This is a genomic window from Pukyongiella litopenaei, from assembly GCF_003008555.2.
In the GTDB taxonomy this organism is placed as follows: domain Bacteria; phylum Pseudomonadota; class Alphaproteobacteria; order Rhodobacterales; family Rhodobacteraceae; genus Pukyongiella; species Pukyongiella litopenaei.
On sequence record NZ_CP027665.1, the window covers coordinates 650101 to 663931 of the forward strand.

At 66.9% G+C, this 13831-nt stretch carries 16 protein-coding genes; 1 reads left to right on the top strand and 15 read right to left on the bottom strand.

The genetic code is table 11. The features are described from left to right. Nucleotides 1–19: 19 nt before the first annotated feature. The 9 genes from tolB to ruvC all read right to left on the bottom strand — a co-directional run bounded on the left by tolB (nucleotide 20) and on the right by ruvC (nucleotide 6994). Complete coding sequence (tolB, locus tag C6Y53_RS03245) at nucleotides 20–1336, bottom strand: Tol-Pal system beta propeller repeat protein TolB (protein ID WP_106471110.1); 1317 nt, start codon at nucleotides 1334–1336, stop codon at nucleotides 20–22. Beyond that, on the bottom strand, nucleotides 1333–2403 hold the full coding sequence (locus C6Y53_RS03250; RefSeq protein WP_106471111.1) for an energy transducer TonB: 1071 nt from the start codon (nucleotides 2401–2403) through the stop codon (nucleotides 1333–1335). Before C6Y53_RS03250 ends, tolB begins: the two co-directional genes overlap by 4 nt. A gap of 9 nt (nucleotides 2404–2412) precedes the next feature. Beyond that, the gene (gene tolR / locus C6Y53_RS03255; RefSeq protein ID WP_106471112.1) at nucleotides 2413–2883 is read right to left on the bottom strand and encodes a protein TolR; all 471 of its coding nucleotides are present in this window, start codon (nucleotides 2881–2883) and stop codon (nucleotides 2413–2415) included. A gap of 3 nt (nucleotides 2884–2886) precedes the next feature. Next, nucleotides 2887–3582 (bottom strand): protein TolQ, encoded by a 696-nt coding sequence (gene tolQ / locus C6Y53_RS03260; RefSeq protein ID WP_106471113.1) that lies wholly within the window; start codon nucleotides 3580–3582, stop codon nucleotides 2887–2889. 107 nt (nucleotides 3583–3689) lie between these two features. Continuing rightward, a complete protein-coding gene (gene ybgC / locus C6Y53_RS03265) occupies nucleotides 3690–4079 on the bottom strand; it encodes a tol-pal system-associated acyl-CoA thioesterase (RefSeq protein WP_106471114.1) in 390 nt (129 codons plus the stop codon). After that, nucleotides 4076–4699, bottom strand: coding sequence for a hypothetical protein (locus C6Y53_RS03270; protein ID WP_106471115.1), 624 nt, complete (start codon nucleotides 4697–4699; stop codon nucleotides 4076–4078). Before C6Y53_RS03270 ends, ybgC begins: the two co-directional genes overlap by 4 nt. A gap of 60 nt (nucleotides 4700–4759) precedes the next feature. Then, on the bottom strand, nucleotides 4760–5788 hold the full coding sequence (gene ruvB, locus C6Y53_RS03275; RefSeq protein ID WP_106471116.1) for a Holliday junction branch migration DNA helicase RuvB: 1029 nt from the start codon (nucleotides 5786–5788) through the stop codon (nucleotides 4760–4762). A 55-nt stretch (nucleotides 5789–5843) separates the two neighbouring features. Next, on the bottom strand, nucleotides 5844–6506 hold the full coding sequence (ruvA, locus tag C6Y53_RS03280) for a Holliday junction branch migration protein RuvA (RefSeq protein WP_106471117.1): 663 nt from the start codon (nucleotides 6504–6506) through the stop codon (nucleotides 5844–5846). Next, nucleotides 6503–6994 carry a crossover junction endodeoxyribonuclease RuvC gene (gene ruvC, locus C6Y53_RS03285; RefSeq protein ID WP_106471118.1) on the bottom strand — a complete coding sequence of 164 codons (492 nt, stop codon included), beginning with the start codon at nucleotides 6992–6994 and terminating at the stop codon, nucleotides 6503–6505. The genes ruvA and ruvC overlap by 4 nt, the downstream gene beginning before the upstream one ends. A 345-nt stretch (nucleotides 6995–7339) precedes the next feature. Between ruvC and C6Y53_RS03290 the strand changes: the two genes are divergently transcribed. Then, nucleotides 7340–7555 carry a DUF1127 domain-containing protein gene (locus tag C6Y53_RS03290; RefSeq protein WP_106473940.1) on the top strand — a complete coding sequence of 72 codons (216 nt, stop codon included), beginning with the start codon at nucleotides 7340–7342 and terminating at the stop codon, nucleotides 7553–7555. 110 nt (nucleotides 7556–7665) lie between these two features. Here the strand turns inward: C6Y53_RS03290 and C6Y53_RS21385 are convergent, their stop codons facing one another. The 6 genes from C6Y53_RS21385 to C6Y53_RS03320 all read right to left on the bottom strand — a co-directional run bounded on the left by C6Y53_RS21385 (nucleotide 7666) and on the right by C6Y53_RS03320 (nucleotide 13773). Further along, the gene (locus tag C6Y53_RS21385; protein ID WP_342212777.1) at nucleotides 7666–7932 is read right to left on the bottom strand and encodes a DUF2160 domain-containing protein; all 267 of its coding nucleotides are present in this window, start codon (nucleotides 7930–7932) and stop codon (nucleotides 7666–7668) included. Between the two features lie 152 nt (nucleotides 7933–8084). Further along, nucleotides 8085–8882, bottom strand: coding sequence for a carbohydrate ABC transporter permease (locus tag C6Y53_RS03300; protein ID WP_106471120.1), 798 nt, complete (start codon nucleotides 8880–8882; stop codon nucleotides 8085–8087). Then, nucleotides 8879–9739 (bottom strand): carbohydrate ABC transporter permease, encoded by an 861-nt coding sequence (locus tag C6Y53_RS03305; RefSeq protein ID WP_106471121.1) that lies wholly within the window; start codon nucleotides 9737–9739, stop codon nucleotides 8879–8881. The genes C6Y53_RS03300 and C6Y53_RS03305 overlap by 4 nt, the downstream gene beginning before the upstream one ends. Nucleotides 9740–9786: 47 nt before the next feature. After that, nucleotides 9787–10860 (bottom strand): ABC transporter ATP-binding protein, encoded by a 1074-nt coding sequence (locus C6Y53_RS03310; RefSeq protein WP_106473941.1) that lies wholly within the window; start codon nucleotides 10858–10860, stop codon nucleotides 9787–9789. Further along, nucleotides 10853–11932, bottom strand: coding sequence for an ABC transporter ATP-binding protein (locus tag C6Y53_RS03315; RefSeq protein WP_106471122.1), 1080 nt, complete (start codon nucleotides 11930–11932; stop codon nucleotides 10853–10855). The genes C6Y53_RS03310 and C6Y53_RS03315 overlap by 8 nt, the downstream gene beginning before the upstream one ends. Before the next feature lie 101 nt (nucleotides 11933–12033). After that, nucleotides 12034–13773: an ABC transporter substrate-binding protein gene (locus tag C6Y53_RS03320; RefSeq protein ID WP_106471123.1), complete on the bottom strand. Its 1740-nt coding sequence runs from the start codon at nucleotides 13771–13773 to the stop codon at nucleotides 12034–12036. Nucleotides 13774–13831 lie beyond the last annotated feature (58 nt).

Here is a 13831-nt window from a genome sequence, read left to right on the forward strand (position 1 = left end):
GGCTTTTTCAACAGCGCCGCTATTGCAGCGGTGACCAGGACGGGTCGGACCCGCCTTCGGGTGTGGGCACCCGGCGCAGGTTGCGCCCGGTGATGTCCACCGAATAGAGCGCCGCGCGCCCGTCCGCCCCTTGGGTTTCGCGGGCGAACATGATCACGCGCCCGTTGGGAGCCCAGGTCGGCCCCTCGTCCAGGAATGACGCGGTCAGCAACCGTTCGTTGCTGCCATCGGTCCGCATCACGCCGATATGGAACCGCCCCTTGTTCTGCTTGGTAAAGGCGATCATGTCGCCGCGCGGTGACCAGACCGGCGTGCCATAGCGCCCCTGGCCAAAGCTGATCCGCTGCGCCTCGCCCCCGCCCACGGGCATCACATAGAGCTGCGGGCCGCCGGAGCGGTCGCTTTCGAACACGATCCGGCTGCCATCGGGCGAAAAGCTGGGCGCGGTTTCGATCGAAGGCGCACTGGTCAGCCGCGTCTGCGCCCCGGTGGCGATATCCATCGCGTACAGATCGGTGTTGCCCCCCTTGCTGAGCGAAAACACCACCGTGCGCCCGTCCGGGGCGAACCGGGGCGCAAAGCTCATGGTCCCGTCGCCGCTCTCCAGCACTGTCTTTTTGACCTTGCCCACGTCGAGCACATGAATGCGCGGAAACCCGCTTTCATAGCTGGTATAGAGCACCCGGTCCCCGCTGGGTGAAAACCGCGGCGCCAGCACGATGGTGGAACTGTCGGTGAGGTATTGCAGGTTCGCCCCGTCATAATCCATCAGCGCCAGCCGCTTCTGCCGGTCGTTCTTTGGCCCGGTTTCGGACACGAACACCACCCGGCTGTCGAAATAGCCGCCCTCGCCGGTGATCCGGCTATAGACCGCATCCGCCACCTTATGCGCCATCCGCCGCCAGGTGTCGGTGCTGCCATTGAATTGCAGCCCGCCGCCCAGTTCCGCGTCCGAGAACACGTCGTAGAGGCGGAACTGCACCGTCAGCTGCGACCCGGACACCGCGACCCAGCCCGTCACCACCGCCTGGGCGTTGATCGCCTTCCAGTCGGCATATTGCAGCGGCGCGTCGAAATCGCCGGCGCTGCTGATGAAGGCATCGGCCGGTATCTCGCGGAACAGCCCGGTGCCGGTCAGATCCGCCGCGACCAGCCGCGAGATCGACCGCGCCAGGTCCGCCGACCCGGCATCGGCGGCTTCGAAATCGGGCACCGCGATGGGCAGCGGTTCGATCACGCCCTCGGTGATCTCGATGCGCAGCGGGCCGGTCTGGGCAAAGGCGCCTCCCGTCAGAAGGGATGCGGCGAACAGAACGCCGGTCAGCAGTTTCCTCATTTGATCTGCATCCTTTCAGGGTTGAACGTCATCTCGATATCACGCCACTGGTCGAATTTCTCTGCCGGAAGATCGAAGCCCCGCGCCCCGCAGCGGATAATCGCGCGACGCGCCGCCTCGAACGCCTGTTCGGCGGCCCCGCCCGAGCCTCCGCTGGCCGACAGCATCCGGATCGATTCGCGCACCGGAACCCCGTCGCGGGCCATGCTGACGCCGACGACCACGGTGGTGCGCAGCGCCTCCGAGGACAACGATCCGACATTCCAGCAGCGCGACACGGCGACCCGCAGGCCCTCCCGTTCGCCCGCGGTCAGCGGCGGTCCCGTGGGCGCGGCGGGCGCGGCGGGTTCTGGCGCCTCGTCGCCCCCGTCCGCCAACGCCGCGGCCAGCGCATCCTCGATGGCGCTGTTGGTATCGGGATCGGGATCGGCCACCGGCGGTTCCGGCCGGGGCTCAGCGGTGGTGTCGGGTTGCGGATCGGGGGCCGGGCGCCGGTCGGGGCGCGACACCGGCCGGGCCGAGGCGAGCGGCGCCAGCGTTTCGCGTTCATTGGCCTCGGTTTCGATCCGGTCCCCGGCTTCCTCGGGCGCGGTGGCCTCCTGTGCGTCGCGGTCGGTCTGCGCGCCATCCTCCTCGACCACCGCGGGCGTCGTGTCGGTGTCGGGCGCGGCATCGACCGGCGGCGGTGCGACCGGATCCGGCGCGACCCGTTCCGCCGGGCGCGGCTCGGGCTGCGCCAGCGGCGCCTCGGGGGCATCCGGCACCTCGGGCTGCGGCGGCAGCGCCGCGGTTTCCTGCGTCAGGTCGGGCGCCTCGGCAACAGGCGGCTCGGCCGGGTCATCCGCTGGCGGCTCGGGCGCTGGTTCGGGCCGCGCGGGCGGCCGCTGGGACACCTGCGGCGCATCGGATGCGCTAGGTGCACCCAACGCGGCAAAATCCTGGGCCGAGATCAGCGACACCTCATGCACCTCGTATGGCAGCGGTTCGGACCGGAACGCGCCCCCCAGCAACGCCCAGCCGATCAGCGCCAGATGCGCCGCCCCGGAAATCTTGGTGCCGGTCTGCACGCCGCCGCCTCACTGCCCGCCATGATCCAGCGTCGGGCCGCCGGTATCGGTCACCAGCCCCACGTTGAAGAACCCCCCGGCATTCAGCGCGCCCATCACCTGCATGACCTCGGCATAGGGGATCGCGCCATCCGCGCGCAGGAATACCCGGTCATCGTCGCGTTCGCCGGCGATCGCGCGCAGCCTGGCCACCAGTTCGTCGCGCACCACCGGCGTGGTCTGGATCTGCACCTCGCCATCCGCCGTCAGCGTCACGGTCAGCGGTTCCTCGCTGGAGGCCGGCAGCGCGTTGGCGGCGGTTCTGGGCAGTTCGACCGGCACGCCGACGGTCATAAGCGGCGCGGCGACCATGAAGATGATCAGCAGCACCAGCATGACATCCACAAACGGGGTCACGTTGATCTCGGCCATCGGGCGGCCGCGCCCGCGCCCGCGCCGCCGCCGCCCCGCGGCCGGTTTCTGCTGCACGCCCGCGCCCATCGGTCAGGAATCCAGCTGCCGGGACAGGATGGTGGCGAACTCGTCGGCAAAGGCCTCGTACCCGGCCACGATCCGGTCGCAATCCGCGCTCAGCTTGTTGTAGAAGATCACCGCAGGAACCGCCGCCAGCAGCCCCAGCGCAGTGGCCAGCAGCGCCTCGGCGATCCCCGGCGCCACCACCGCGATATTGGTGTTCTGCTGCTCGGCGATCTCGATAAAGGCGTTCATGATGCCCCAGACGGTGCCGAACAGCCCGACAAACGGCGCCGTGGCCCCGATCGTGGCCAGCACCGACAGCCCGTTCTGCAATCGTTCCGACTGTTTGCTGATCGCCACGTCCATCGACCGGTCGATCCGCGCCTGCGCCCCGGCGATGAACCCGCCATCCTGCCGGTGCGACCGCCGCCATTCGGTCATCCCGGCGGCAAAGATCTTCTGCGAATTGCCCGCGGGCTGCGCGCCGATCTGCTCATAGAGCCCGTCCAGCGGCTCGCCGGACCAGAAGGCGCGGTCGAAGACCGACGCCTCGGACCGCGCCGCCCGGTAGGTGATCAGCTTCTGGATGATGATCGCCCAGGACCAGAAGGACGCCACCAGCAGCGACAGCATCACCAGTTTCACCAGGAAGGTCGCGCGCGCGAACAATCCCCACAACGAGAAATCAATCCCCTGCGCCAACGCCAAGGTTTCTGCTTCCATCTGCCTGCTCTTTTCTCTCGTGTCCGGCCCTGCGCAAGGCCGTGTCATTGCGCGCAGACTATCGCAGATAGGCAGCGATTGCCAACACAACCACCCGTGAGGACATGTTACGCCAGCAATGCGCGAATCTCTGCCGGAAGCCGCACCGGGCGGCCCGCGGCGTTCATGCAGACGGCCGTGACCGAGGCGCGGAAGATCGGCGTTTCACCCCTGAGAACCAGCTGATCCATCACCAGCCGCGCCCCCGACACCTTCCGCATGGTGGTTTCCACCACCAGTTCGTCATCGAATTTCGCGGTCGACAGGTATTCCGCCTCGATCCGGCGCACCACCCAGACGATGCCGGCCTCTCGCATGGCATTCTGGTCATTGCCCAGCTGCCGCACCCAGTCGCTGCGCGCGCGTTCGACATAGCGCAGGTAATTGGCGTGATAGACGATCCCGCCCATGTCCGTATCTTCGTAATAGACCCGCACCGGGAACAGATGCACGCTCATGCCGACGCCTCCAGCCGCGCGAAAATCCGCAACGCGTGGCTCCGGTCCCCGGCCTGGACCGGCAATACCGGATCATACCCCGCGCGCATGACCCCCGCGATGTCCGGGCGCAGGATCACGGCCTGCCCGGCCCGCGCCAGCGGCGAACGGTCGCGAAACGCGCCCGGCGCCCACAGCAGCATGACCTGCACCACCTGCGCCAGCGCCAGCTCCTCGGCGGGCTGCGCCGCCAGCGCATCGTCCATGCACAGGAACACGAACGCCGCCCGGATCGCGCCCGCCTCGTCGAAACGGAAAACCCGGTACTGGTTGGCCCCCGCAGCTTTCAGCCGCGCGACCAGCGGCGCGAGGTCCGGCACCAGCCGGTCCAGATCGCGCACGTCCAGCAACTCCGCCCAGTCGCGAAAGAAAAACACCATGCAGTTCGATCCCAGCTCGGGATCGGTCTCCGCCAGCGGGTGGCCGGTCAGTGACGACACCGCCTCAAAGGCGCCCTTGACCACCCCCAGCGTTGCCGCGTCGACCCCGAACACCACCGGCGCGACGGGCCGCCCCCAACGGGCAAAGGCATAGGCCCCGTCATCGCGGGTGAACAGCCTCTCGATCTCGTCCGGTGTCACCGCCGCTTCCTCTTGCCCGAAATATCCCCGCCGGAGGCATAAAAGCCTATCGCGGCGGCATCAACCGAAGAGATCGCTCTGCCCCTTGCGCGGCGCGGGCGCCGCCAGACCCAGATGCTCCCAGGCCTTGCGCGCCAGCATCCGCCCGCGCGGGCTGCGCTGGATCAGGCCCTGCTGCAGCAGATAGGGCTCGACCACCTCCTCCAGCGAATCCCGGCTCTCGCTCAGCGCCGCCGACAGGGTTTCGATCCCGACCGGCCCGCCACCATAGTTCTCGGCGATCAGCCGCAGATAGCGCCGGTCGGCCCCGTCGAGCCCAAGGTGATCGACCCCCAGCCGGGTCAGCGCCCCGTCGGCCAGCGCGCGGGTGATCTGCCCATCCCCCTCGACCACCGCGAAATCCACAACCCGGCGCAGCAACCGCCCCGCGATGCGCGGGGTGCCACGGGCGCGCCGCGCGATCTCGCGCGCTCCGGCCGCATCCGCCGGCGCACCCAGCCGCCGCGCATTGCGGGTCACGATCTCGTGCAGCTCGTCCACGGAATAGAACTGCAACCGGGTCGGGATCCCGAACCGGTCGCGCAGCGGCGTGGTCAACAGCCCCATCCGCGTGGTCGCCCCCACCAGGGTAAAGGGCTGCAGCTCGATGCGCACCGTGCGCGCCGCGGGGCCTTCTCCGATCACCAGGTCCAGCTCGTAATCCTCCAGCGCCGGATAGAGCACCTCCTCCACCGCCGGGTTCAGCCGGTGGATCTCGTCGATGAACAGCACGTCACGGGCCTCGAGATTGGTCAGGATCGCAGCCAGGTCGCCCGCCTTGGCCAGCACCGGACCGCTGGTCATACGGAAATTCACCCCCAGCTCGCGCGCCATGATCTGCGCCAGCGTGGTCTTGCCCAGCCCCGGCGGCCCGTGAAACAGCGTGTGGTCCATCGCCTCGCCGCGCTGCCGGGCGGACTGGATGAACACCCTGAGATTTGCCCGCGCCTCGGCCTGGCCGATAAAATCGTCAAGAACCTGCGGACGCAACGCGCGGTCGCCATCCTCGGGCAGCGGTTCGGGCCGCAGGGTCGGATCCGGTTCGGTCATGTCCTCTCCTTGGCCGCGACGCCAGCGAGGTCGCCCGTCGGGCGGACGAGCGGCCTCATCCCTTCGGCGCCAGCAGTTTCAGCGCCGCGCGGATCAGCCCCGGCGCATCCGCCCCCGGCTCGGCCCCGGCCGCTTCGGCCACCGCCGCGGCCGCATCGCCCGGCGCATAGCCGAGATTGCCCAGCGCCGAAAGCGCATCCGCCTGCGCGCCCGGTTCGGCGACCCCGGCCAGCGCCGCCCTCGGGGCCACAGCCTGTTCCCCGGGCGCTGCCGCGCCCTCCATCGCCTCCGCCACCGTTCCGCCCAGCGCCATCACGCCGGGGGCCTTGTCCTTGAGATCGAGCACGATCCGCTGCGCCAGTTTCGGACCCACCCCCTTGGCGGCCCTGACCGAGTTCCAGTCGCCCAGCGCGATCGCCCGGCCGACCCCGTCGGCCCCCAGCGCGCCCAGGATCGCCAGCGACACCTTGGCGCCCACCCCCTGAACCGAGGTCAGCAGCCGGTGCCATTCCTTCTCGACCGGGGTCGAAAACCCGAACAGCTGCAACAGATCCTCGCGCACCAGCAGATCGGTATGCAGCGCCACCGCCTCGCCCGTCCCCGGCAGCGCCGCCAGCACCCGTTCCGAGCAATAGACCTCGTAACCGATCCCGCCCACGTCGATCATCACATGGTCGGCACCACGATAGGCCAGCCGCCCCGTCAGCCGCCCGATCATGCCCGCAGCTCCCGCAATCGCGGTGCCGTGGCATGGTGGGCATGGCAGATCGCGATCGCCAGCGCGTCGGCCGCGTCCGGACCCTCGGGCGCGCAGCCGGGAAGCTGCAACCGCACCATGTGATCGACCTGCGCCTTTTCCGCGTGCCCCACGCCCACCACCGTCTTCTTGACCCGGTTGGGGGCGTATTCGCCCACCTCCAGCCCCGCCTGCGCCAGCGCCAGCAGCGCCACGCCGCGGGCCTGGCCCAGTTTCAGCGTGCCGGCCCCGTCCTTGTTCACGAAGGTCTGTTCGATTGCCGCCGCATCGGGGTCATGCGCGGCCACCACCGCCGACAATTGCCGGAACAGCGCCAGCAACCGGTCCGCCAGCGCGCCCTCGCCCGAGCGGCACAGCCCGTTGGCCACATGCGTCAGACGGCTGCCACGCGATTCGATCACGCCCCAGCCGAGGGTTCTCAGCCCCGGATCGACACCCAGAATCCGCATGAAACGCCGGCCCTGCCCGTTTTTGTTGCCTCGCGGACACGGTTAGCACGAAAGGCGAACACCATCCAAGCGTTTTGCCACCCGGCCTGAACGCGACACCGCGCGATCCGGTTGCGACACCGGCCGCGGAACCCGGTCCCGAAACGACATCGAAATCGCCGATTGCGACACTGGGCGACCGGGAATTTTCCCTTTTCCCAGATACTGTTACGGACCGGACCAGCTCTGCATCCCGTGCATGGGTGTCATGCGTTTTTGCCGGTTGCCGGACACGATGGTCCGGCCTACCTGCCGAAGATCGAAATGAACGGCTACCACTCACACAAACCCATCGGAGGACATGATATGGCTGCTCTTGATACCACTCGTACTGTTTACGTCTCGCACGGTCTGATCGGCCGTATCGGCGCAGCGCTTTCCGGAACCGTCGCCGCCGTCGTCGCATGGAACGACGCCCGCGTGACCCGCAAGGTGCTGCTCGCCCTGACCGACCGCCAGCTCGAAGATATCGGCCTGGTGCGCGGCGATGTCGACCTGATCGCGCGCGTCCGCGACCTCTGAGCCGTCACGCCCCCGAAAGGGTGCGACCCGGGCCCGCCGCTGTCATCCAGCGGCGGGCCTTTTCCTGCCGCAGCCTCGCGGCAGACGCCGGTCCGGCATCAAGGACCGGCTCAGACCTTCCAGAAACAGAACGCGGCCCAGCACAGCGCGATCGCCAGCGGCGCCCAGAGCGGCGTGCCGAAAAGGCCCAGCCAGGCCAGGAAGATATAGGCCGAGCCCAGCAACGTGATGAACAACCGGTCGCCGCGCGTGGTGGTCAGGCCCAACACCCCGTGGCGTTCATTGCCGCCGGGGCGGCGCAGTTCCAGCACGGCCATCAGCCCGATACAGGCAAAGATGAACAGGAAAAACGCGATGGTCGCCCGCGTCCAGGCCATCCAGAAACCGGGAAAGGCCGGTTCGGTCCACCATTTCGCCCAGGAAAACACCTCGTCCTGGGGCTTGCCCACATTGCCCCAGCCGGCCTGCTGCGCCAGCACGGCACCGGGGATCGCCAGCGCCAGCAGCGCGAGGAACCACAGACGCCGCATCACACCCTCCCCAGGGCAAAGCCCTTGGCGATGTAATTGCGCACGAAATAGATGACGATGGCGCCGGGGATGATGGTCAGCACGCCCGCCGCCGCCAGCAGGCCCAGTTCGTAGCCCGCCGAGGACGCGGTGCGGGTCATCACCGCCGCGATCGGCTTGGCCTCGACCGCCGACAGGGTCTTGGCCAGCAACAGTTCCACCCACGAGAACATGAAGCAGAAGAACGCCGTGACGCCGATACCCGCCTTGATCGTCGGCACGAAGATCCTGACGAAGAAGGCCGGAAAGGAATAGCCGTCCACATAGGCGGTTTCATCCAGTTCGCGCGGCACGCCCGACATGAAACCCTCGAGGATCCAGACCGCCAGCGGGATGTTGAACAGGCAATGGGCCAGCGCGATCGCCAGGTGGGTGTCAAACAGCCCCACCGCGGAATAGAGCTGGAAGAACGGCAGCGCGAACACCGCCGCCGGGGCCATGCGGTTGGTCAGCAGCCAGAAGAACAGATGCTTGTCGCCCAAGAAGGTGAAGCGCGAGAACGCATAGGCCGCCGGCAACGCCGCAGCCAGGGAAATCACCGTGTTCAGAGACACATAGATGATCGAGTTGATGTAGCCCCAATACCATGTCGGATCGGTGAATATGGTGCGGTAGCTTTCCAGCGTCCATTGCTGCGGAAACAGCGAAAACCCCCCCAGGATCTCGTTGGTGGTCTTGAAACTCATCGCCACCAGCCAATAGATCGGCAGCATCAGGAACAGGATGTAGAGGATCGGGACCAGGGCGCGCGGTTTCATTGTTCGTCCTTCGTCATGATCGTGTAGAACAGCCAGCTCACCAGCAGGGTAAAGGCAAAGTAGATCAGCGACATCGCCGCCGCGTTGCCCAGGTCGAACTGCCCCAGCGCCACCTTCACCAGGTCGATGGACAGCAGCGTGGTCGAATTGCCCGGCCCACCCCCGGTCAGCACGAAGGGTTCGGTGTAGATGTTGAAACTGTCCATGAACCGCAGCAGCACCGCGATGGTCAGCACCCGCTTCATCTTGGGCAGCTGGATGTAGCGGAACACCGCCCAGTTCGACGCGCCGTCGATCTTGGCGGCCTGGTAATAGGCTTCGGGGATCGAGATCAGCCCGGCATAGGCCAGCAGCACCACCAGCGAGGTCCAGTGCCAGACATCCATCACGATCACCGTGATCCAGGCCGCCACCGGGCTCTGGGTCATGTTGTAGTCGATGCCGACCACGTTGTTCAGGAAATACCCCAGCAGGCCGATATCCGGCAGGGTAAAGATGTTCCACATCGCGCCGACCACGTTCCACGGGATCAGCAGCGGCAGCGCCATCAGCACCAGGCAGACCGATACCCAAAACCCCTTGCGCGGCATCGCCAGCGCGATGGCCACGCCCAGCGGGATCTCGATCGCCAGGATGGTGGCGGTGAACAGCACCTGCCGGCCCAGCGCCGCGTGAAAGCGTTCGGACCGCAGGACATCCTGGAACCAGCCGACCCCGTGCCAGAAGAACAGGTTGTCGCCGAAGGTTTCCTGCAACGAATAGTTCACCACCGTCATCAGCGGCACCAGCGCGTTGAACGCCACCAGCACCAGCACCGGCAGCACGAACAGCCAGCCGCGTTGGTTTTCCGTCTTCATCGCGCCACCCTCGTCATCGTGCCACCGCCCTCATCGCGCCACCCCCGTCATCGCGTTACCTCGGTCGCGATCCATCCATCCGCATAGACCCGGGTCTGCGCCGGGTCGAAGGCCAGGTGGACCCGCGCCCCCTGCGCGGGCGCCGGCCCATCGGTAACCGCGTTGATCACCCGGTCGCCCACATGCGCCTCGACCACCATGTGCCGGCCCAGGTCCGCGGCCTTGTGGACCACCGCCGGGATGCCGTCATCGGCCAGGCGCACATGTTCGGGACGCACGCCGATCTCGGTCAGCGCCCCGGTGCGGGTGACAGGGCCTTCCAGCGCCACGGCATGGCCCTCGAACCGGGCGCCGCCCCCCGTCACCTCGCAGGGCAGGATGTTCATGCCCGGCGATCCGATGAAATGGCCGACAAACGTGTGCTGCGGCCGCTCGAACAGTTCGACCGGTGTGCCGATCTGCACGATCACCCCGTCCTGCATCACCACCACCTGGTCGGCAAAGGTCAGCGCCTCGGTCTGGTCATGGGTGACATAGATCATCGTCACCGCGATCTTCTGGTGCAGTTCCTTGAGCTTGGAGCGCAGTTTCCATTTCAGCGCCGGGTCGATCACGGTCAGCGGTTCGTCGAACATGATCACGTTCACGTCGTCGCGCACCAGCCCGCGCCCCATCGAGATCTTCTGCTTGCTGTCGGGGGTCAGGTTGGCGGCGCGGATCTGCAACTGGCCGTCCAGTTCCAGCATGGTCGCGATCTCGCGGACACGGGCATCGACCCGCGCCGCGTCGACGCCCCGGTTGCGCAGCGGAAAGGCCAGGTTGTCATAGACGCTCATGGTGTCGTAGATCACCGGGAACTGGAACACCTGCGCGATGTTGCGCTGGTCCGGCGGCAACCCGGTCACGTCGCGGCCATCGAACAGCACCCGCCCCTCGGACGGGGTCAGCAGCCCCGAGATGATGTTCAACAGGGTGGATTTTCCGCAGCCTGACGGCCCCAGCAGCGCATAGGCCCCGCCATCGGTCCAATCGAGGTCGATTTCCTTGAGCGCATAATCCTGCGCTCCCGCCGGGTTCGGCAGGTAGCTGTGCCGCAGCTTTTCCAGCGTGATCTTAGCCATGCGCCGCCCCCCTCGCCGCCAGCGCCCCGTCATGGCCGAAATAGAAACACTGGCCGGGGATCATGTGAAAACCATGCGCGGTGCCGACGCGGTACGGGTGGATGCCCGAGGCCACCGACACCCAGCTGCGCCCGCCCAGTTCGAAATGCGCCACGCTTTCCGATCCGCTGAGTTCGGTGATCCGCACCATGCCGGTCATCTGCACCGAGGGCGCATCGGGCCGCACGGGAGTGATGTGATGCGGGCGCACGCCCAGCGTATAGTCGCCATCGGCCAGGCCCGCCACCTCGCCCGTCGCCGGCCAGTCGAGATCGCCCAGCAGGATCCTGCCGCCCTGCTTGACGACCGGCGCGAGGTTGATCGGCGGGTCCGAGAACACCGCCGCCGAGGTCAGGTTGGCCGGGGCGCGATAGATCTCGGCGGTGGGGCCGAACTGGGTCACGCGGCCCTCGTGCAGCAGCGCGGTCCTGCCGCCCAGCAGCAGCGCCTCGGTCGGCTCGGAGGTGGCATAGACCACCACGGTGCCGCGCCCAGCCAGCAGGGCGGGCAGCTGTTCACGCAGTTCCTCGCGCAGCTTGTAATCGAGATTGGCCAGGGGTTCGTCGAGGAAGATGGCGGTGCTTTCCTTGACGATGGCGCGGGCCAGCGCGCAGCGCTGTTGCTGACCGCCCGACAGTTCCTGCGGGCGCCGGCCCAGCATCGGGCGCAGCTGCAATATGTCGGCGGCCTGTTCGACCCGATCCGCGATTTCCGCCTTTGGAACCCCCGCCACGCGCAGCGGCGAGGCGATGTTGTCGAACACGCTCATATGCGGGTAGTTGACGAAGAACTGGTGCACCAGCGAGATCCGGCGTTTCTGCGGCGACAGGCCGGTGACGTCCTGCCCGTCGACGAAGACCTGCCCGGCGGTCGGTTTTTCCAGCCCGGCCATCAGCTTGATCAGCGTGCTCTTGCCCGCGTTGGTCGCGCCCAGCAGGATATTGAACCCGCCCGGTTCAAGCAGCATGGATGTTTCGTGAACATGCAACTCGGCGCCGACGCGCTTGGTCACGTTCTTCAGTTCCAGCGTCATCGTTGTTCCTTGGTCCCGGGGCCTGCGCCCGGCTGCCGTTTGTCGGTGCGACCGGGGCGCGCGCAAAGGCGCCCCGGTGCGGTGTCATCTGATCGGCGGGATCAGTTCTCGGCCCAGCGGGCGACCAGCTCGTCATAGTTGACGGTGACGCCCTGCGGTTTCTCGTTGTCGAGCTTGGCCTTGGGGGCGCCCGGCTTGGACAGCCATTCCGCCGGATCGCTTTCCGGATTCAGGCGCGGACCGCAACCGCCATAGACATTGGCCTGTTCGTCGGCGGCCTGCATCCGGCCCATCACGGTGTCCATTTCCTGCGCGAGACGGTCCATCGCCTCTTGCGGGGTGAACGCACCCGAGTTCACGTCGCCGATCTGCTGCCACCAGATCTGCGCCAGCTTGGGATAGTCCGGCACGTTGATGCCGGTGGGCGACCACGCCACCCGGTCGGGCGAGCGGTAGAATTCCACCAGGCCGCCCAGTTTCGGCGCGCGTTCGGTGAAGCTCTCGTGGCGCACGGTGCTGTCGCGGGCAAAGGTCAGGCCGACATGGCTCTTCTTGGTGTCCACCGTCTTGGAGGTGACGAACTGGGCATAGAGCCAGGCCGCCTGCGCCCGGTCGGACGGGGTGGATTTCAGGAAGGTCCAGGACCCCACATCCTGATAGCCGACCTTCTGGCCCTCTTCCCAATAGGGGCCGTGCGGGCTGGGCGCCATGCGCCACAGCGGATTGCCATCGTCATCCACGGTGTTGTTGCCCGCGGATTTCGGCGCCACCATGTCGGCGGTAAAGGCCGTGTACCAGAAGATTTGCTGTGCCACGTTGCCCTGGCTCAACGCCGGCAATGACTGGTAGAAGTCATAGCTGGCCGCACCGGGAGGGGCATATTTACGCAGCCATTCATCCCATTTGCGGATCGCGTAGACCGCTGCCGGGCCATTGGCCGCCCCGCCGCGCGATACTGACGCGCCGACCGGGTTGCAGGTGCCGGCCTCCATGCGGATACCCCATTCATCCACCGGAACGCCGTTGGGTTCTCCCTTGTCGCCCGCGCCAGCCATCGACAGCCAGGCATCGGTCATGCGCCAGCCGAGGTCGGGCGCACGCTTGCCATAGTCCATGTGGCCGTAGATCGTGGTGCCGTCGACTTCCTTCACGTCCTCGCTGAAGAATTCCGCGATGTCCTCATAGGCCGACCAGTTCACCGGCACGCCGAGGTCATAGCCGTATTTCTCCTTGAAGGCGGTCTTCAGGTCCTCGCGGTCGAACCAGTCCTTGCGGAACCAGTAGAGGTTGGCGAATTGCTGGTCCGGCAGCTGATAGAGGTTGCCATCGGGACCGGTGGTGAACTGGATCCCCATGAAATCGTCCAGATCCAGCGTCGGCGAGGTCGTCGCCGCCCAGTCGCCCGCCATCTGTTCGGTCAGGTTGTAGGCCAGTTGCAGCCGCGAATGGGTGCCGATCAGGTCGCTGTCGTTGACATAACCGTCATAGAGGTTCCGCTTGGTCTGCATCTGGGTCTGCACCGCCTGCACCACCTCGCCCTCGCCGAGGATCTGGTGATTGACCTTGATGCCGGTGATCTCCTCGAACGCCTTGGTCAGCGTTTCGGATTCGTAGCCATGCGTCGGGATGCCTTCCGACAGCACGTTGATTTCCATCCCGGCAAAAGGCTTGGCGGCGTCGATGAACCACTTCATTTCCGCCAGCTGCTCGTCCTTGCCGAGCACCGACGGCTGGAATTCCTCGTCGATCCATTTCTGTGCCGCCGCCTCGTCGGCGCTCGCGGCATTCGTGACCGCGATCACGGCAGATGCCGCAACGGCGGAGAGTAGAAGCCTTCGCATTTGATCCTCCCTGTGTTTCGCTTTTCCTTGGAAAAGAGCGCCTGCATCGTCATTCGAA

Coding starts and splice junctions, on each gene's coding strand:
- tolB (WP_106471110.1), bottom strand. CDS start 1,336: ATGAGGAAACTGCTGACCGGCGTTCTGTTCGCCGCATCCCTTCTGACG.
- tolR (WP_106471112.1), bottom strand. CDS start 2,883: ATGGGCGCGGGCGTGCAGCAGAAACCGGCCGCGGGGCGGCGGCGGCGC.
- tolQ (WP_106471113.1), bottom strand. CDS start 3,582: ATGGAAGCAGAAACCTTGGCGTTGGCGCAGGGGATTGATTTCTCGTTG.
- ybgC (WP_106471114.1), bottom strand. CDS start 4,079: ATGAGCGTGCATCTGTTCCCGGTGCGGGTCTATTACGAAGATACGGAC.
- ruvB (WP_106471116.1), bottom strand. CDS start 5,788: ATGACCGAACCGGATCCGACCCTGCGGCCCGAACCGCTGCCCGAGGAT.
- ruvA (WP_106471117.1), bottom strand. CDS start 6,506: ATGATCGGGCGGCTGACGGGGCGGCTGGCCTATCGTGGTGCCGACCAT.
- ruvC (WP_106471118.1), bottom strand. CDS start 6,994: ATGCGGATTCTGGGTGTCGATCCGGGGCTGAGAACCCTCGGCTGGGGC.
- C6Y53_RS03290 (WP_106473940.1), top strand. CDS start 7,340: ATGGCTGCTCTTGATACCACTCGTACTGTTTACGTCTCGCACGGTCTG.
- C6Y53_RS21385 (WP_342212777.1), bottom strand. CDS start 7,932: ATGGCCTGGACGCGGGCGACCATCGCGTTTTTCCTGTTCATCTTTGCC.
- C6Y53_RS03300 (WP_106471120.1), bottom strand. CDS start 8,882: ATGAAACCGCGCGCCCTGGTCCCGATCCTCTACATCCTGTTCCTGATG.
- C6Y53_RS03305 (WP_106471121.1), bottom strand. CDS start 9,739: ATGAAGACGGAAAACCAACGCGGCTGGCTGTTCGTGCTGCCGGTGCTG.
- C6Y53_RS03310 (WP_106473941.1), bottom strand. CDS start 10,860: ATGGCTAAGATCACGCTGGAAAAGCTGCGGCACAGCTACCTGCCGAAC.
- C6Y53_RS03315 (WP_106471122.1), bottom strand. CDS start 11,932: ATGACGCTGGAACTGAAGAACGTGACCAAGCGCGTCGGCGCCGAGTTG.
- C6Y53_RS03320 (WP_106471123.1), bottom strand. CDS start 13,773: ATGCGAAGGCTTCTACTCTCCGCCGTTGCGGCATCTGCCGTGATCGCG.